This window comes from Acidisphaera sp. L21 (assembly GCF_009765685.1).
In the GTDB taxonomy this organism is placed as follows: domain Bacteria; phylum Pseudomonadota; class Alphaproteobacteria; order Acetobacterales; family Acetobacteraceae; genus LMUY01.
Genome location: NZ_LMUY01000114.1, coordinates 1 through 18286, shown reverse-complemented (window position 1 = coordinate 18286; position 18286 = coordinate 1). Strand labels below are relative to the sequence as shown.

The following is an 18286-nucleotide window of genomic DNA, read 5'->3' as shown; positions in this document are numbered from 1 at the left end:
AGCGCGTCGGCATTGCCCGCGCTTTGACCACACGCCCGAAGATCCTGCTCATGGACGAGCCATTCGGCGCCTTGGATGCTCAAACCCGCGGGGTCATGCAGGCGGAGTTGCTGCGGGTATGGTCGCTCTATCGTGCCACCGTCTTGTTCGTGACCCACAGCGTCGAGGAAGCGATCTACCTGGCCGACCGCATCGTCATCATGACGCCGCGGCCCGGACGCATCCGCCGTATCCTCACCGTGGATCTGCCGCGCCCGCGCGACCCCACCGCCCCCCAATTCAACGCCTACGTTCGGACCGTGCTCGACGAGATCCATGACGATCTGTCGTTGCTCGGCGCAAGCTGACGGGAGAGAGAGAATGCGTTTCACAGCGTGGCCTGCATGAGCCTGATCGTCAGCGAGAATTTCCGCGCGTTGTTCTACGCACCGTTCTACCTGGCCCACGCCACTGGCGCCTATGATATCCAGGGCGTGTCCGTGTCGCTGCAAGCCTCGCCAAGTCCGGCGGAGTCCGCCCGCATGCTCCAGGAAGGATCGGTCGATGTGATGTGGGGCGGCCCATTGCGCGTCTTGATGGAACGGGACACGGATCCGTCCTGCACGATGAAATGTTTCCAGGCTGTTGTGTCTCGGGACCCGTTTTTCATCCTCGGTCGGACACCTGCCCCCGATTTTGAGCTCCCAAGCCTGGCATCGATCCGCCTGGCGACGGTGGCGGAGGTGCCGACCCCCTGGCTCTGCCTGCAGGACGATCTCCGCCGCGCCGGCATAGACCCGGCATCCCTCGATCGCCGCTCCGATCTGCCGATGGCCGACAGCGCCGCGGCATTGCGGCGTGGCGAGATCGATGCCGTGCAGGTGTTCCAGCCCCATGCGGAAGATCTCCTTCGGGATGGGGCCGCCCACCTCTGGTATGCGGCGGCGACACGCGGCCCGACCTCCTATACCAACTTCGTGGCGCTGGAGCGTACCCTGCAGGCCCGGCGGCCGGAACTTCTGGCGATGACCCGGGCAATGCGCGCCACCTTGCAATGGATGGCGACGACGCCGGGCACCGAGATCGCCACCGTCTTGGCCCCGTATTTCCCCGACCTGCCTACGGATCTCATCGCCGCTTGCGTCGACCGCTATCGCGCGCTGCAACTGTGGAATGACGATGCCGCGCTGTTGCGCGAGGGATTTGCCCGGCTGAGAAACGCGATGCTGTCCGGCGGGGCCATCACCCGCGGCGCATCGTTCGAGGAATGTGTCGACGTCGGCCTCATCTAGCATATCGCCGGGCCGCATCAGAAAATGCTCCTTTAAAGTCTGACAGAATGGGAATGGAAAAGTCATGAGCAAGCAGATCGACGGCCTTGCGCAATTCGTCGCCTCGGCTGCCTGGGATGACTTTCCAGCCGCCGTGCAACACCGTGCCAAGCTCGTCCTGCTCGACACGGTGGGGGTTATCCTCGCCGGCTCCTTGCGGCCCGAGGTGATTGCGCTGCGGGCGCGATTGGCCCCCACGGCGGGAACCGGCGCCACGCTGTTCGCGCCTGGCCTGGCCCCGGCCGCCCCGCAAACCGCGGCGATGCTGAACGCGATCGCCGGGCGTTCCATCGAACTCTGCGAAGGGGTGCGGGGATTGCAATCGGCAGTGCACATCCTTCCCGGGATCCTCGCCATCGGCGAATATCGCAGCAGCACCGGCAAGGCGCTGCTCGAGGCGTTGGTGCTGGGCTACGAAGCCGCCGGGCGGCTTGGGCTTGGCTACACCCCCCGCCCGTACTCCCACCCCAACGGCCAGATCTCCCTCCTCGCCGCCGCCGCCGCGGGGGCCCGGCTGAACGGGCTGGACAGTGCCGGGATCAGCCTCGCCATGCGCATAGCCACCACGATGCTGATGACGCCCAGCTACACCAACACGGCCGCCGGCGGCACCACCCTCAACCTGCCAGCGGGCATGGGCGCCTACGCCGCCGTGCTGGCGCCAGAGATGGCCGGATCCGGCTATGTCGCCCAGGAAGACGCGATCGAAGAAGCGCTTGGCACCATGGTGGGCGCCGCATTCGATAATGCCGCGCTTCTCACCGGGTTGGGATCGTCCTGGCAAATCGCCGAGGGCTACTTCCGGTTCTATGCGTGCTGCAACCCGATCCACCCGGCCCTCGACAGCCTGCAGGATTGCTTGGTCGCCCTCGATGCAACCCCCACCAACATCGAACGGATCGATGTCACAACCTACGCATTCGCGTCCGTGATGTGCAATCCGCAGCCGCCAAACTACTTCGCCTCGAAATACTCCCTGCCCCACGCGGCGGCGACGCTGGTGGTGCGGGGGGGCTTGGGATTTGCCGATCTCGACGATTCCTCGCTGGAGGATCCGGTGATCGCCAGCCTGCGTCATCGGGTTCACATCACGGAAGACCCGGCGATGACGGCGCTTGGCCCGGATCGCAAACCCGCCCACGTCACCGTCACGCTGGCCGACGGCCGCACCGCGCAGGCAGCATGCGAAAACTCGAAGCGCGACACGTTCCACCCCGACCCGGAACCCGGCGTTCGCAGCAAGTTCGCCGAACTCGCAGGCACGATGCTGACGGCGGATGGTATCGCCACTGTCGAGCACGCGATCGACCATGCCGAGGATTGGGGTTCCGTCGGTGACCTGGTCGCCTTGCTGCACCGCCATGCCAAATCATGACGCAGCATCACAGAAACCCCGTCGTGATCATGGGAACCGCTGCGATCAACACCAGACCGATCAGCAAAGCGACCAGGTAAGGTATGATCGCCCGGATGCCTGCCGTGGGATTGATCCCGCCGATCGCGCAGGCGGAGTAATAGCCGACGCCGAAGGGCGGCGAGAACAATCCAACGCCCATGGAAAGGATCACGACGACGGCATAGTGCACCTCGTTGATCCCGATCAATCGGGCCGCCGGGAATAGCATGGGCCCGAACAGCACGATGGCCGGTATGCCTTCCAATACCGAGCCCAGTACGATGAACATCAACATCGACATGGCCATGAAGGCGGCTTTGCCCCCCGGCAACCCGACGATGGACACAGCCAACGCCCGGGCAAAACCCGACTGCGTGAGCGCCCATGCCATCGACGTCGCCGCACCGATGATAAAGAGGATCGTGCCGGAGAGCGCAGCCGTACCGATCAGCGCCGGCCAAAGCCGACCCCACGCGATCCGCTGCCGGAATGCTAGCGCCGCCACCACGCCGTAAAGCAGGATATAGGCGATCCCGATCGTCGAAACCTCGGTCGCGGTGGCGACACCCTCCAGCACGGCTGTGCGGATGATGAATGGCAGCAGCACGGCCGGCAGCGCGACGAGCAGCGCACGGCCACTCTGCGCCCAGCTTGCCTTGCGCACATGCGTCAGATCCTCCGTGCGGTAGCGCCACCAGACGACGATGCAGAGCACGATCGCCAGCACGATGCCCGGCATCAGCCCCCCCTTGAACAGCGCCGAGATGGAGACGCCCGTGACCGATCCGATCGTGATCAGGACCAGGCTGGGTGGGATGGTTTCCGTTTGCGCCCCCGTTGCCGCCAGCAGCGCCACCAAGTCGCCGGGCTGGGCGCCACGCTTCTGCATTTCGGGGAACAGCACGGGCGCAACCGCCGCCATATCGGCGGATTTCGAGCCGGAAATCCCGGAGACGAGATACATCGCCCCCACCAGAACATATTGCAGCCCGCCTCGAACATGGCCGATCAAACTGCCGAGGAAGTCGACCATGGTGCGCGCCATGCCGGTGATCTCGATGAGGAACCCCAGGAAGATGAACAGCGGGACCGACAGCAGGACGATGTGGGACATCCCCTCCTCGAAGCGATCGACCATCACGCTCATCGGCCCCCGCGTCATCCAGAACAGGTTCGCGAACGTGCCCAGACCGAAGGCGAAGGCGATGGGAATGCCGGACAGAACCGCACCGCCCACCAGCAGCACGAAGAAAATGATCAGCCGGTAATTGCCCATCGAGTACAGCAGTGGCTGGCAGGCCCCCAATGCCCCGCCAATGGCGGCGATCAGCACGAATGCCAGGAAGACATCGCTCCAGCGCGCCACGCGGCCAATCCGCAGCAGCCCGATGACCAACATCAACCCGAACCCGATGGGCAGCGCAGCGGTTGCCCAAGCATTCGGCACTTCCAGCGCCGGTGTGATGTCGACGATCTCATCCAGGGCATGATCGATCGCCGGCGACAACAGGCAGGCGCACAACACGATGCCGGACACCAGCGACAGCGCCTCCAGCAAGCCATGCAGCCGAAGGTTCTTCGTGCTGGAGAACAGCGCCATCCGCATATGGGAAAATCGGATATAGGCCACGACGGCCCCCAACATCGCCAGCCACAGGAACAGCATCTCCGCCAGTTCGTCCGACCAGGTGACCGGCGCCAGAAACACGTAACGGGAGATGACGCCGACGAGCAGGATCGTGATCTCGGCCACGACGATCAGCGCCGAAACCGCTTCCACGATATGGGTGATCACACGCTCGATCCACAGGGCACTTGCCGCATACCGGCCGGCAAACCCACCGCCGTAGCGCGCAATATCGACACTCATGGGCAGCTCTTCCTTGATCGGGTATGGCGTTTTTTCACCGCGTGATGCTGACGTGCGCTATCGTCACTTTGTTTGTACGGACAATTTGCGGAGGTTTGCCATGGCGATTTCACCGGACACGGCCCAGTTGGCCCACTCGCTCGATGCAATTCTGGTCAAGCTGCTGGCCGAGGTGCATGGCAGTCGGGCCACGTTGCGATTGGACGACCCGGCGCGCGGCTGGCAGGTCGCGTTCGTCTGTGCGGAGGCGTTGTCGCCGGGTGTGGCATCGATGCGCGGCGACGGGTCCATCAATCAGCGCGCCGCCAGCACCGCCCAATGGATTGGAACCAACAAGCGCAACCTGTTGCAGCCCGACTTGCTGGACAATCCACAACCAGCCCCGCCCGCCGCCCTGCTGCAGGCCTACGGCGCCAAGGCCCAAATGCTGGGACCGTTGCTGGATGATACGGGTTACCTGGCCGGCTGGATCTCGATCCACTATGTCGATGGGCCTCACGCCTTGTCCCAACTTGATTCGGCAGCAATGGATCGTGCGAGGGCGCAGGTCGCTCACCTGGTCGGCCTTGGCGACCAAGGTCGGGAAGCCTGAGCCGATCAAGACAAATTCCGTGTCGCCATAGGCGGTCCACCCCGGCCATCGTCATCGTTCCATACTTGCAAAAGTCGAGCCAAACGGCTGCGGCGGCCGCGGCACCAATCCTGCATAGATTGCCGTGTTTGTACGGACAACCCCGGTCCACCCTTTGCAGCAGGAGATATGAGAATGAGTGATCATACGCCTCGTCCGACCCTCGCGCGTCGCACACTCCTCGCAGCGGCGGTGGCCGCTCCCCTGGCGCGGCCGGCCATCGTGCGGGCACAGGGCAAGATCGTCCTGAAATACGGCACCGACAATCCGATGGACAACCCGCTCAACATACGTCTCTCGGAAGCATTCGGGCGCATCTCGAAGGAAACCAACGGCGCGGTCGAAATTCAACTGTTCCCGGACAGCCAATTGGGCAGCGATCCCGATATGCTCAGCCAACTCCGCTCCGGCGCGCTCGACATGTTTACGTTGACCACGCAGATCCTGGCCCGCGTGGTGCCGGTCTGTTCCATTACCGGAATGCCGTTCGTCTTCCGCTCGAACACGGAGGTGTGGGCGGCAATGGACGGCGATCTCGGCGCCCATATGCGGGGCGAGATCGCCAAGGCGGGGCTGTTTGCACAGGAAAAGATCTGGGACCTCAGTTGGAAGACCATGACGTCCTCCAAGCAGGAGATCCACAAGCCCGAAGATCTGAAAAACTTCAAGATCCGGGTGCCAGCAGGGGCGCTCCTGGTCTCGTTCTTCAAGGCGCTCGACGCCTCCCCCACGACGATCAACTCCAACGAGGCGTACACCGCGTTGCAGACCGGCGTCGTCGACGGCATGGAAGTGCCGTTGATGACGTTCGAGACCAGCAAATTCTACGAAGTGCAAAAATCCGTCTCACTGACCCGGCAGATGTGGGACGGTGAGTGGTCGCTGGCCAACGGCGCCACCTGGAAAAATTTGCCAGCGGATATTCGCACCGTCATCTCCAAGCACCTCGACCAATCGGGCATGCAGCAACGCGACGATGTCTTCGCACGCGAGGCGCAAGTGGCGGCCGTATTGCCGAAGCGCGGCTTGCCGGTCTTCACCGTCGACCAGGCGCCATTCCACGCCCGGCTCCAAAACGTCGGGTTCTACAAGGACTGGAAAGCGAAATACACGCCGCAGGCATGGGCACTGCTCGAGAAATACACCGGCCCGATTGCCTGATCTGCCAAGCCAATCTTGCCGCGCAGCAATTGTCGCCGGACGCCGCGCAATAGTCGCCTAGCCAGGGCGTTCCTTTGCCGGCGAGGCCCGGGCTCGGGCCTCGCCATCCGGCGCCTGCGCCGTCCCTTTGGCTAAGGATGGGGCTACGTGCTCGCCCCCTTCCTCACGTGCGGAATTGAACCGGATGCGCGCCGGATCAAGGCCGAGGTCGCGGCAGATGTCGCGGATCACATCCTTGGTCGGTCGCCCGGCAATCTCGTCCAGCGTATCCAGTGCGTCCAGCCGTTCCCGCAGCGCCTCGCCCAGTCGTTCGGCCCGCGCCCCATCTGCTTCGCGCTTGATGGCGTCGCGGACCGCGCGGGCAATCTGGCGACGGGCCATCGCCGGTTGGTCATCCGCACGGCCGGGCCGGGCCCAGCCGCGATCCAGCCGCTCGGCCAGCAGCACCGTCCGCCGGATTGCCCGGGACACTTGGTTGAACGCGGCGGCCACGATGTCGGTCCGCCGCACGGCGTCACGCCGGGCTTCGCCGGCCGCGCTCGCGGCCTGGTCCGCCGCAATCGCTTCGGCCAGCGATGTCGCCACCGCCGGCACGCCGCTCGCGACCTCCGCCATGGCCGCCGCGTCGGCCAATGCCGTTTCCGCTTCGGCTGCGCGCCCAATCATCCGGGCCACGCTCAGCCCAATCTGCACCAGTTCGGCCAAAGCCTCGCGCAAAGGCGCTGGCGCACAATCTATCGCATCGGAACGGGTGGGGCGTGGCTGCATGCCGCAAGCAAAGACCACACGACCAGGCCCAGTTTCAAGCGATGCGTGAGGCGCCTATCCCCGATCGCGGAGGCCAGAGCAAAACATGACCCCGTTTGGACGGTCCTAATCCGGGCAACACCCACCGGACGTGGCGACCGCCTGTTCTCGCCGCATCCTGTGGTCTATGAGCCTATCGACCCAACAGACGGCTGACGGAGACGGCGACAATGCGTGACGCGGCGATAGCGGCTTCCCGGGCCCTGGTCGATAACGGCGACTTCCTCGCGACGCTATCTCGCCGGGTCGCCCTGCCGACCGAGAGCCAGAATCCGGAGCGGGCGGATACGCTGCTGGAATATCTCAGCGATGAAATGGCGCCTGCCCTCGCGCCGCTTGGCTTCGCCTCCCGCATCGCACCGAACCCCGTGGTCGCCGGGCCACCCTTTCTGGTCGCGACCCGGCACGAAGCGGACGGCCTGCCCACCGTGCTCATCTACGGCCACGGCGACACCGTGCGCGGGCAGGACGCACTGTGGCGCGACGGCCTCGCCCCCTGGCGGGTCACGGCGGCGGGGGATCGCTGGTACGGCCGTGGCATCGCCGACAACAAGGGCCAGCACAGCGTCAATCTGGCCGCCTTGGCCGAGATCATCCGTGCCCGCGGCGGACGCCTCGGCTTCAACGTCAAGCTGCTGCTGGAAATGGGTGAGGAAATCGGCTCACCCGGCCTGGCCGCGTTCTGCGCGCAGGAGCGGGAGGCGCTGGCCGCCGACGTCCTGATCGCCTCGGACGGGCCGCGACTTGCAGCCGACCGAGTGACGATCTTCCTCGGCTCGCGCGGCGCCTGCAACGTGGAACTGCGGGTGGACGCCAGAACCCGTGGCTTCCATTCCGGCAATTGGGGCGGCGTGATCCGCAACCCGGCGACCGTGCTCGCCAGCGCCATAGCCTGCATGGTGGACCAGTGCGGCCGCTTGCTGGTGGACGCTTTGCGCCCCAGCGACATCCCGGGCTCCGTCCGCCGGGCGCTTTCGGATGTCGCCGTAGGCGGCGGCCCGTCCGATCCGGACATCGACCCGAACTGGGGTGAACCCGGATTGTCACCTGCCGAACGGCTATACGGCTGGAACACGCTGGAGGTCCTGGCCCTCGGCAGTGGCGACGTGTCGGCCCCTGTCAACGCCGTGCCACCTTCCGCATCCGCCGTGGTGCAGCTTCGCTTCGTCGCCGGCACGGATCCGACCACCATCGTCGCGGCCATCCGCGCCCATCTCGACACGCACGGTTTTCAGGGCGTCGAGGTCATCGGCAAACGCCGCGACCCGTCCCCCGCCACCAGGCTTGATCCCGACAGCCCGTGGGTGCTCCGCGTCGCCGGTTCGATCTGCCTCACGACGGGAACACCACCGGCAATTCTGCCCAACATCGGCGGCACTCTGCCGAACCACGTCTTTGCCGATATCCTGTCGCTCCCGACCGTATGGATCCCGCATTCCTACGCCGCCTGCGCGCAGCACGCGCCGGACGAGCACATGCTGGTGTCGCTCACGCGGGAGGCCCTCGGGGTGATGGCCGGCGTCTTCTGGGATCTCGGTGAGCCGGCAACGACCCCTTGATCAGCCGGGACGATGTCCAAGCATCGAGGCCTCGAGCTCCGTCAGCGCAACCTGCCCGGACGCCCAAGGGCTGAACCGCGCCCAAGCCGCAGCCGCAATGATCGCCTGGATCTGATCGAGCTCGTCCAAGGAGGTACAATCCGTAGCATCGTCATGCGAAACAGCGAGACCTTGCGCCTTCAGCTCGTCGAGCCGCCGCGCCGCAGCCACTCGAACGAATTCTCCATCGAGGAAAACATGTGCCATGTGCCCATCCCCCTATCCTATCGCCAGAACTTGACCCCTCGCGCCATAGCCGCCTGCTGGCCCAGATTGCGAAAACCGTCCGAAATGCTCGACAACCGATCGTCCCACGCCGCGTCGATAGCCTGGTTCTCGATGATGCTGTGGAACCGGACCATCATCATAATCAAAAATAGCGGCTTGATGAAGGCCGCACGAAGCGGTCCGGCCAGCAACAGTGCGACCAGGATCGTCATCACCCCGCCCATCTCCCTCAAGGCATGCGGCAGCGCCAAGGTGATGAGCGCAGCCGGGATGAGCAGAAACACCGCCATGGCAACCGTCAGCAAGCGCTCCAGCACGACCGACCATAGGGCCGTCTTCAGCACGGCAGGCGCATTCTGTGCGTAGTAGACCAGGCCTTCACGGCTACTGCGCCACGGATCCTCGTCTCCGCGTGCCAAGGTATAGGAAAAGATGACCTTGTCGAGATACCGCGTGGCGCCCTTCAGGACGATGTTGACGATACTGGCGATCGACTCCAAACCCGGGATCGGCAGCATCTCGGCGATCCAGTCCATCGTGCGGTGCAAGCTCTCTACCACGCCGCGCACCAGGGCATTCAGGCCAAACAACAGCGTTTCTTGGCCGATCCGCGCGCGGACGATCTGCTTGCCATAGGCGAACATGCTCTCGTTCCCGTTCCCCACGACGCCCTTTGTCATCAGCTCGGTCAAGACGGCGACGTGCCCACATTCAATGAGATGCAGGGCATAGCGGATGATCGTGCCCCAGAAATACGCCCCACACCCCAGGCAGCCGATGGCCCATACCCAACCGAACGCGGTGGCGATGTGCTCCCCCAGCCATGCCGCACCCCCAAGCGCTACAGCCAACCAGACGATGACCAGGATGGATGTCACCAGCAAAACCGCAAAACGTACCATAGCGAAGGGCAGGCTCCGCAACAGCAGGCCAATCGCAACGCGGAGGGACGGATCGCGCACGCCAAGCGGATAGGCATGTCGCACCGGGCTCGGTCCTGCGAAGCGCCAGGCGGAACCCGGCGGCAGCCGAACCGTCTCATCCTCATCCCGCGCCATGACATTTCCGTTGCGATTTCGGAAGATGTTACAGAATGTGAGCGCGCGCGCAACTGGACCGATCCACAGGGCCGACGCCAGCTTCGCGCGACGACTCGACTACGATGACCCTGGTGTCACCAGCAGAGACAACGTTGCATTATGCGTACGATGTCAGGCATGTTCCGGTCGAACGAACCGGAACCATGCATGCTTCAGCTCGCCCAGCAAACATTGTTTGCCATTGCTGCAGTGCTCTGCCTCCTATGCTCCGCTTTGGCTCCAGCCATGGCGGAAGAAAGACTTGCTCTCGTCGTCGGCAATAGCCTGTACCGCAACGTGCCTGCCCTCAACAACCCGGGCAATGACGGCCGGCTCATCGCCAAGGCATTGCAGGATTCGGGCTTCACCCTCATCGGTGGCGGCCCACAACTCGACGTCACCCGTCCCCAACTCGAAACTCTGATCCGCGAGTTCGGGCGCCGGTTGACGGCGAACAGCACGGCATTGTTCTACTTCGCCGGCCACGCTGTCCAAATCGGCGGGAAGAACTACCTCATTCCCGTCGAAGCCAACGTCGCCAGTGCGAACGACGTCAAATACGAACTCGTCGACGCAGACTTCGTGCTCGATGAAATGACCGCGGCGGGAAGCCGCCTGAACCTGGTGCTGCTGGATGCATGCCGGAACAATCCGTTCAGCGGCAGCGCTCTGCGCGGCGTAACCACCGGCCTGGCGCAAGTTACCGCTCCCACGGGGACCATTATCGGCTATGCCACCCAACCCGGTGCCGTCGCTGCCGATGGGGACGGCGCCGACAGCCCCTACTCGACCGCACTTGCCCGGGCCATCGCGACGCCCGGCACCCCCCTGCTCGAGGCTCTGAACACGGTTGGCGTCGACGTGCAGGCCGCCACGGGTGGCCGCCAATTGCCCTGGCTCGCCCTGTCGCCACTTCATGGCAGCTTCTCCTTCCGGCCACAGTCCCAGTTGGCCCAGCAAGCCGCCGACGCACCGGCGATCCCTGCTCCGGCCCCCAATCGCGGGGTCCGCACACCGGAGCCAGCGCCCGGTCTCCCTGCGCACGCCACCCCCCCGGCCCAGACCCAGGCGCAAACCCAGACACAGACCCAGACACAGACCCAGACCATGGACGTCTGCCCGGCCGATTACGATGGGTTCCCGGCCGACGGCCCGGTGCTAGCCTGCGGCTGCACCGCCGAGGCATCGACGCCCGGCCGAAGCTCCGTGTTCGGCGATCTGGTTTATGCCAACCACTCCTCGCTATGCCTGGCGGCACGGCATGCCGGTGTCATCTCGGGCCGCGGCGGGCAGATCATGGTCTGGCCAGCGCCGACGCCCGACGAGGATCCGCCCTTTCCCTCGATACTGCGCAATGGCATGCAATCCTACGGCACCACGCCGGGTGGCACGGCCTTCCGCGTATCGGCCGTCGGGGCAGAACCGCCGCCACTGCCGCCGCCCTCGCCGCCGGGAATGCGGGTATTGGAGTTCTGCCCGCAGAATTACCAGGAGTTTCCGGTCAACGGACCAGCATTGACCTGCGGCTGCACGGTCGAGGCCTCGATGCCGGGGCGCGCCTCGGTCTATGGCGACAAGGTCTATGCCGGGCACTCGTCGCTATGCCTGGCAGCCCGGCATGCGGGTGTCATCACCGGGCGCGGCGGGAAGATCATCGTCACCTCGATGCCGACGCCGGACGCCGATCCGCCATTTCCGTCCGTGCAGCGGAACGGGATCCAATCCTATGGCAGCACGCCGATCGGGCCCTCGTTCCGCGTTTCATCCACCCAGCCGGTCGTTGCGCCGCCCGCCGCCCCGGCCCAGCCGCCGATCGCGGAGACGCTCCGCGCGCAAGGCCGGGTTCAGGTCTACATTAATTTCGACACCGACAAGGCCAGCCTGCAGCCCAGCGCCGAGCCGGTGCTGCGCGAATTGCTGACGGCATTGACCAGCCGTCCGGAACTTCGGGTCAGCCTGATCGGCCACACGGATGCGCTCGGTTTGCCCGCCCATAATCAGGACCTTTCGGCACGCCGCGCCGCGACCGTTCTGGCGTGGTTGGTTCAACACGGAATCACGCCCTCGCGCCTGCAATCCAGCGGCCTCGGCTCCAAGGAGCCGATCGCCGACAACAACACCGAACCAGGACGCGCGCTCAACCGCCGGGTCGAAGTGAAGGCGTTGAACTGAGCCGCCGCGCCCGGAAACCGCGGCAAGCCCGATGCCGGATCACTCGGTAATGGGTGCCATCTGCGCCGGGTCGAACTCCAGCCACACGTCGTCGCCCACCTCGAACCGGTGATTGGGCAGCGCGGACACCTTCAGGCGCAGCCCAGACTGGCCCGGCGCCACCAGGTAATCCCATGTCTCACCCAGGAAAGCCCGTTCCATCAACCGGGCGGCCACGCCACACACTCCCGCCGCGGGCCGCGCCCGGTGCAACCCGATGCTTTGGGGCCGCACGGAGAACAACACGGTGCCGGAACCCGGCGTCACGTCTTCGAACAACCCCCGTGGCAGCCCAAATCCGTTGAATTCGATCGTCTCGCCCTGGCAGATCCCCTCGATCAGATTGGTCCGGCCAATGAACCCGGCCACGAACCGCGTGCGGGGGCGGGTGTAGAGTTGGAATGGCGTGTCGATCTGCTCGATCCGCCCGGCATTCATCACGGCAATCCGGTCGGAGGTCACCATCGCCTCCCCCTGGTCGTGCGTGACGTAGACCGTGGTGAAGTGAAACTGGTCGTGCAGCCGGCGGATTTCGAACCGCATCTCCTCCCGCAGACTCGCATCCAAATTGGATAACGGCTCGTCCAGCAGCAGGACGCGCGGTTCGATCACCATCGCCCGCGCCAATGCGACACGCTGCTGCTGGCCCCCGGACAACTCGGCCGGATACCGCTCGGCCAGCGCGTCCAACCGCACCGTCGCCAGGATCCGGTCCACCCGGCGGCGCAACTCCTCCCGCCCGATATGCCGCAGCTTCAGCCCGAATGCGACGTTCTCCGCCACCGTCATGTTCGGCCAGATGGCGTAGCTCTGGAAAATCATCGACATGCCGCGCTTCTCCGGCGGCAGGCTGGCGCCCGGTGAGGAGATCACGGTCCCATCCATCCGGATCACCCCCGCCGTCGGCGCATTGAACCCGGCGATCATCCGCAACGTCGTCGTCTTGCCGCAACCAGAGGGGCCAAGCAGCGAGACGAACTCACCCGGCGCGATCCGCAGGTCCAACTGCCGGACTGCGGTGTAATCCCCAAACGTGCAACTGATCTGCTCCAGCGACAGCCGCGGCAGCGTTTCGCTCATGACCGCCGTAGCATGAAATCGCGCCCCACCAATCGGTATCCCACCATGACGATCAGGATCGTCGCCAGCAACAATACGAAGCCGAGCGCGGCCAACGTTTCAAAGCTGCCATTCTCGCTGAGGTCGAGCATCATCATCGCGATGACCCGCGTATGCGCCGCCACCAGGAAGATGGCTACGCTCAACTCCCGCGTGGCGGGGATGAAAACCAATAGCCAGGATCCGACCAGGCTCTTCTTCAACAACGGCACGACGACCCGGGTCACGGCCAGCGTCCGGCTACCCCCCAGGATGCGAACGGCATCCTCCATCTCCGGGTTGAGCGACCGCAGCCCGGCCATGCAGTTGACATAGGCGATCGGCAGAAACCGCGCCGTGAAGCCCAGCACCAGGATGGTGGCGGTGCCATACAGCGCCAGCGGCGGCGGCGACCAGGCGGAATAGAAGCCGATGGCCAGCACGATGCCGGGTATCACCAACGGCGCCATGCACAACGCGGTTAGCACTTTCGTAAAGCGCCCCAGCCGCCGGCTAACCAAATACGCCGCCGCCAGAGCCAACACGACGGCGAAGCAGGCGCTGGCCGCGGAATAGGTGAAACTATGCAAGATCGTCTCGCGCGACGCCGGGTCGGCCAGCAAGGCGCTGAAATTGCCGAAGGTGAGGTTCGCCCAATGGAACCCCAACCCCCAGGCCTTGCTGAACGCCGCCTGGGCCAGCGCCGCGTAGGGCAGCAGCACCGCCAGCCCGACGACGAACAGCGCGTAGGCGAACATGACCCATCGCCACGGGCCGAGCACCGTCGGCCGCCGCACACCCCCCTTGCCCGTGAGCGCGATGTAGCCCTTGCGACCCAGCACGACGCGTTGCACCGCGAACAGGGCGGCGGTGACGAGCACGAGCGGAATGGCATAGGCAGCCGCAGCCTCCGCCCGGACCGGGAACTCGAAAAACTGCCAAAGCTGCAGCGTCATCACCTTGATGCGGGCCGGCAAGGCGATGATGGCGGGTGTGCCGAACAACGCCACCGTGTCCAAAAACACCACGATCGCACCGCCGATGATCGCGGGCAGCACCAGCGGCAGGGTGATGCGAAAGATCGTCCGCATCCCGCCGGAGCCGAGGATGCTGGCCGCCTCTTCCATCTCGGACGATACGCGGTCCAGCGCGTCGGAGGTGAATACGAACATATACGGGAAGGCATAGAGCGCGGTCACCACGACCATGCCGCTGAAGGTGTAGATATTGACCAGGCCGTGTTCCGCCCCCGTCACCGCCATCCACGCACGGTTCAGCCACCCCGCATTCGGCCCCGCCAGCAGGATCCAGGCGATCGCCCCCAAATAGGGTGGGGTGATGAAGGCGCCCAAGGTGAGCACCTGGATCAACCCCTTGCCCGGCATGTCCGTCCGCGACACCCCCCAGGCGAGCGGCACCGCAAAGACCGCCGACAGCACCGTCACCTCCACCGCGTAGAGCAGGGAGTTGCCCAGCGCCTGTATATCGCTCCAGTTCCAGTAGGCGATGACGTAATTCTCGAGCGTGAACGCGCCGGTATCCGTCGACCGCAGGCTGGAGATGACGAGCGATCCGACGGGCGTGGCAACCAGGAACAGCAGCGCCAGAAGTGCCGCCGCCGAGATGATTTTCGTCAGGTCCAGCCCCCGCCAGATCGCCCGGCCCCTCCCGCGGCCCGCGACGCTCCCGACGCCCGGCCCGACCCCAGGTTCAGCCAGTGAACGTGTCACGCCATTTCTGCTTGTTTGCCGGAAGTTGCTTTTCGATCTCCTCGGGCGTGGGCGAGAAGAATTTGACATCGGTGAGCGACTTGGCCCCTTTCGGCGGCGACACATCGTCACGCAGGGGTTGTTCGAACGCATCGGCCAGAATCTGCGAATACTCGGCACTGGCCAGGAACTCGATGAACAATTTGGCCGCGTTTGGGTTCTTCGATCCCTTGATGATGGCCGAGGGGGAAAGATCCACCAACATCCCGGACGGTGGATAATTGACCGCCAACGGATTGCCCTTTGCCGCACTGCGCAATGCGGAAGACGGATTGCCAGCCGCCACCACACGCTCGCCCGAGTTCAGCACCGTCGTCGCATCGTCCACGGAGCGACCGATCAGCGGATTCAACTTGTTCAGCTTGTCGAAATAGCTCCAGCCATATTTGTTCTCCATGGCGACGGACCACACGCCGACGATCCCGCTGTAATTCGGGCTGCCGAACGAGATTTTGTCCTTCCATTTCGCATCCGTCAGGTCTGGCCAGTCCTTCGGTGAGTCGGCCGCGCTCACCTTGGCCGTGTTATACAACAAGGCGACCTGGCCAACCCAGCTCACCTGAAAATACCCCTGCTTGTCGAAGTCCTGCAGCGACTTGGCCATCCCGGCCGCGCCCTCCGCAGTAAATTTCACCAGCAATTGCTTGCCGATGAGGTAGCTCATATGGCCGACATCGGTGCTGGTGAAGATGTCGCATTGCGGCGTCCCGCCCCGCAAATCCTCGGTCAGCCGTTGGAACGCCACCTGCGACGTCGTCTTGACCGCGCTGACGCTGATCCCCGGGTAGCGCTTGGTGAACGCCTGGCCGATCTGGTCGCATAACGGCTGATCCAGCACGCCGGAATACCAGCCGACCTGCCCTTCTTTCTTGGCAGCGGCGTACAGTGCCTGAATACCTGCACTATCGCCACTGCCTTGCGCCCGGCTGCTGCTGGCTGCGATACTGGTGGCCGCGCCCAGTAGGGCGGTCCTTCTGGATAGTTTCATTGGTCCGTATCCCCATTCTTGACCGCGGCGAATCTCCGTCCGCCTTTATCCGCTAGCCGGCCACGCCAGCCGCCGCTGCGGCGGCCACGAACGTATCGCGAGCGATCTGCATGTCCTCGATCGATCCGAACGCGCTCATGTAGTGGCCGCGAAACCCGGTTGCCTCGATCATTCGGAACATATCGCCGAAGTCGAAATCCCCCTCGCCCGGCAGCAAATGCTGCTCGTGCCCGTTGCGGAAACAATCCGCCAGCCGAACCTCCGCCACGCGCTCGAACGGCGTCGTCTTCACGAAGCCATCCACCCCCTGCGGCATCAAATGGGCGTGGTTCGCGGTAAACGACAGCGCAAATGCCGGTGACTCGATCTTCTCGTAGTAATACCGCCACTCCTCGATCGTGTGTGCCAGATAGTGCACTTCGGCATCCGCCGGTTCCTTGTTCAGGTTTTCCAGCAGCAGGCGCGCACCGCGCCGTTCCGCGTATGCCACCATCCGCTTCAGCCGCTCCAGCCCGGCAACCATGCGTTCCGTCACATCGGCAGTGAAGTGGTAGCCGGCATGCACGACGATCCACTCGGCGCCCAGGCGCGGGGCGATGTCGATATACGCCTTCAAATAGGCCTCGACCGCATCCGACACCAACGGCGAGTATTCGGCCACATTGATGGCCGACAGGGTATGCAGTCCCAGATGGATCTGCTGCCGCTCACACAAATCACGAATGCTGCGGACCCGGGCGTCGTCGAACCGGGTGAATGCGTTCTCACCCGTGTCCAACTGAATGTCGACGTAACGGACCTGGTTGCTGGCCGCCCATGCCAGCCCTTCCTCCAGCCGCATGCGACGGCCGATGTCCACGCCGATTCGATCGCGCAGGCTTTCCGGCATGGCTTTCCCCGCATGTTCGTCTTCTTGCGAACAACTCTGACAGCCTGCGGCGTCTTGTAAAGACGCAAATGAACCAGCCCACCCAACCAGCGGTCGCGATCGCGTCGCCCGCTAGAACTCCTCCCACCCCTGTTCTGCCGGGGCACTCTTCAGCGCCAGGCTACCGCGGGACACCAATCTCGGCGCTTTGACCCCGCTGGTCGATTTTGCCACCGCATGGCGGGGCGCGGGTGTCGCCTTGGCTTGCCCGGTCTCGTTCCCGGCGCGGAAATGGCCGATGAGTTTCGCCAACTGATCGGCCTCCCCCGTCAGCGAGTGCGAGGCCGCCGTCGATTGCTCCACCATCGCGGCGTTTTGCTGCGTCACCTGGTCCATCTGGTTGACCGCCACGTTCACCTCGGCCAACCCGGTAGCCTGTTCGCGCGCCGACGCGGCGATCTCGCTGACCACCGCGCTGATGTCGCCGACCCGCGCCGCAATCCGGGTGAGCGCTTCCCCCGCCTGCCCAACCAGGTCCACGCCACTCCCAACCTGCGCCGTGGAGGCCTGGATCAGGGCCTTGATCTCCTTGGCAGCGCCCGCCGAGCGCTGTGCCAGCGCCCGCACCTCGGATGCCACGACGGCGAAGCCGCGGCCGGCGTCCCCAGCCCGCGCCGCTTCCACGCCCGCATTCAGGGCCAGCAAATTTGTCTGGAACGCAATCTCGTCGATCACGCCGATGATCTGCGAAATCTGCCGGGCCGACGCCTCGATCGCCGCCATCGCCTCGACCGCGCCAGTCACCACCACGCCCGAGCGTTCCGCATCCGCCTTGGTCTTGGCCACCACGTCCTGCGCATGGTCCGCGCCCTCGGCCGTCTTGCGCACCGTCGCGGTGATCTGGTCCAACGCCGCCGCAGTCTCCTCCAGGGACGCCGCCTGCTGCTCCGTGCGCCGCGATAGATCATCTGCCGCCTGGCTGATCTCTCCCGTGCCGGAGCGGATCTCCTCCGCCGCACCGACCACCGAGCGCATCGTGCCCTGCAGCGTTTCCAGGGCCGCGTTGAAGTCCGAGCGCAACACCTCGTACTCGCCAGGAAACGCATCGGCCAACCGGAACGTCAGGTCGCCCGACGCAAGACAGGCCAGACCCGAGCCAAGCGAGGCCACGACCTGCGCTTGTTCGCGGGCACTGCCGGCGCGCGACGCCTCGACATCGGCCCGCTCGGCCTCGGCCGCATCCCGCATGGCGGCGGCGTCCGCTTCCACGCG

At 64.9% G+C, this 18286-nt stretch carries 15 protein-coding genes and 1 pseudogene; 7 read left to right on the top strand and 9 right to left on the bottom strand.

The window, feature by feature from the left end; translation table 11 throughout:
* The 3 genes and pseudogenes from GSQ76_RS32075 to GSQ76_RS22000 all read left to right on the top strand — a co-directional run.
* A pseudogene (locus GSQ76_RS32075) lies at positions 1–347 on the top strand (ABC transporter ATP-binding protein); the annotation flags it as partial.
* A 36-nt stretch (positions 348–383) separates the two neighbouring features.
* Positions 384–1271 (top strand): ABC transporter substrate-binding protein, encoded by an 888-nt coding sequence (locus GSQ76_RS22005; protein ID WP_158746264.1) that lies wholly within the window; start codon positions 384–386, stop codon positions 1269–1271.
* Between the two features lie 64 nt (positions 1272–1335).
* Positions 1336–2685 (top strand): MmgE/PrpD family protein, encoded by a 1350-nt coding sequence (locus GSQ76_RS22000; protein ID WP_158746263.1) that lies wholly within the window; start codon positions 1336–1338, stop codon positions 2683–2685.
* Positions 2686–2692: 7 nt separating this feature from the next.
* Here GSQ76_RS22000 and GSQ76_RS21995 read toward each other — a convergent pair whose 3' ends face one another.
* Positions 2693–4576: a TRAP transporter large permease subunit gene (locus GSQ76_RS21995; RefSeq protein WP_158746262.1), complete on the bottom strand. Its 1884-nt coding sequence runs from the start codon at positions 4574–4576 to the stop codon at positions 2693–2695.
* 100 nt (positions 4577–4676) lie between these two features.
* Between GSQ76_RS21995 and GSQ76_RS21990 the strand changes: the two genes are divergently transcribed.
* The gene (locus GSQ76_RS21990) at positions 4677–5168 is read left to right on the top strand and encodes a hypothetical protein (RefSeq protein ID WP_158746261.1); all 492 of its coding nucleotides are present in this window, start codon (positions 4677–4679) and stop codon (positions 5166–5168) included.
* Positions 5169–5336: 168 nt separating this feature from the next.
* Positions 5337–6368: a TRAP transporter substrate-binding protein gene (locus tag GSQ76_RS21985; protein ID WP_335904926.1), complete on the top strand. Its 1032-nt coding sequence runs from the start codon at positions 5337–5339 to the stop codon at positions 6366–6368.
* 57 nt (positions 6369–6425) lie between these two features.
* Here GSQ76_RS21985 and GSQ76_RS21980 read toward each other — a convergent pair whose 3' ends face one another.
* Positions 6426–7085, bottom strand: a complete 660-nt coding sequence (locus tag GSQ76_RS21980; protein WP_158746259.1) for a hypothetical protein — start codon at positions 7083–7085, stop codon at positions 6426–6428.
* Between the two features lie 260 nt (positions 7086–7345).
* Here GSQ76_RS21980 and GSQ76_RS21975 point away from each other — a divergent pair, with 260 nt between their 5' ends.
* The gene (locus GSQ76_RS21975; RefSeq protein WP_158746258.1) at positions 7346–8734 is read left to right on the top strand and encodes a M20 family metallopeptidase; all 1389 of its coding nucleotides are present in this window, start codon (positions 7346–7348) and stop codon (positions 8732–8734) included.
* Here the strand turns inward: GSQ76_RS21975 and GSQ76_RS21970 are convergent, their stop codons facing one another.
* Positions 8735–8980 carry a hypothetical protein gene (locus tag GSQ76_RS21970; protein WP_158746257.1) on the bottom strand — a complete coding sequence of 82 codons (246 nt, stop codon included), beginning with the start codon at positions 8978–8980 and terminating at the stop codon, positions 8735–8737. It abuts the gene before it with no gap.
* Between the two features lie 17 nt (positions 8981–8997).
* Positions 8998–10059 carry a hypothetical protein gene (locus tag GSQ76_RS21965; RefSeq protein WP_158746256.1) on the bottom strand — a complete coding sequence of 354 codons (1062 nt, stop codon included), beginning with the start codon at positions 10057–10059 and terminating at the stop codon, positions 8998–9000.
* 267 nt (positions 10060–10326) lie between these two features.
* On the opposite strand from GSQ76_RS21965, the gene GSQ76_RS21960 reads away from it, so the two are divergent.
* Positions 10327–12252 (top strand): caspase family protein, encoded by a 1926-nt coding sequence (locus GSQ76_RS21960; RefSeq protein ID WP_158746255.1) that lies wholly within the window; start codon positions 10327–10329, stop codon positions 12250–12252.
* 39 nt (positions 12253–12291) lie between these two features.
* Here the strand turns inward: GSQ76_RS21960 and GSQ76_RS21955 are convergent, their stop codons facing one another.
* From GSQ76_RS21955 to GSQ76_RS21935, 5 genes are all read right to left on the bottom strand, one after another.
* Positions 12292–13371 (bottom strand): ABC transporter ATP-binding protein, encoded by a 1080-nt coding sequence (locus GSQ76_RS21955; RefSeq protein ID WP_158746254.1) that lies wholly within the window; start codon positions 13369–13371, stop codon positions 12292–12294.
* Positions 13368–15119: an iron ABC transporter permease gene (locus tag GSQ76_RS21950; RefSeq protein WP_158746253.1), complete on the bottom strand. Its 1752-nt coding sequence runs from the start codon at positions 15117–15119 to the stop codon at positions 13368–13370. Before GSQ76_RS21950 ends, GSQ76_RS21955 begins: the two co-directional genes overlap by 4 nt.
* Positions 15100–16146: an ABC transporter substrate-binding protein gene (locus GSQ76_RS21945; RefSeq protein ID WP_158746252.1), complete on the bottom strand. Its 1047-nt coding sequence runs from the start codon at positions 16144–16146 to the stop codon at positions 15100–15102. Before GSQ76_RS21945 ends, GSQ76_RS21950 begins: the two co-directional genes overlap by 20 nt.
* Positions 16147–16198: 52 nt before the next feature.
* Positions 16199–17035 (bottom strand): sugar phosphate isomerase/epimerase, encoded by an 837-nt coding sequence (locus GSQ76_RS21940; RefSeq protein WP_158746251.1) that lies wholly within the window; start codon positions 17033–17035, stop codon positions 16199–16201.
* 111 nt (positions 17036–17146) lie between these two features.
* On the bottom strand, positions 17147–18286 hold a 1140-nt coding region (locus GSQ76_RS21935), incomplete at its 5' end, for a methyl-accepting chemotaxis protein (protein ID WP_254070569.1).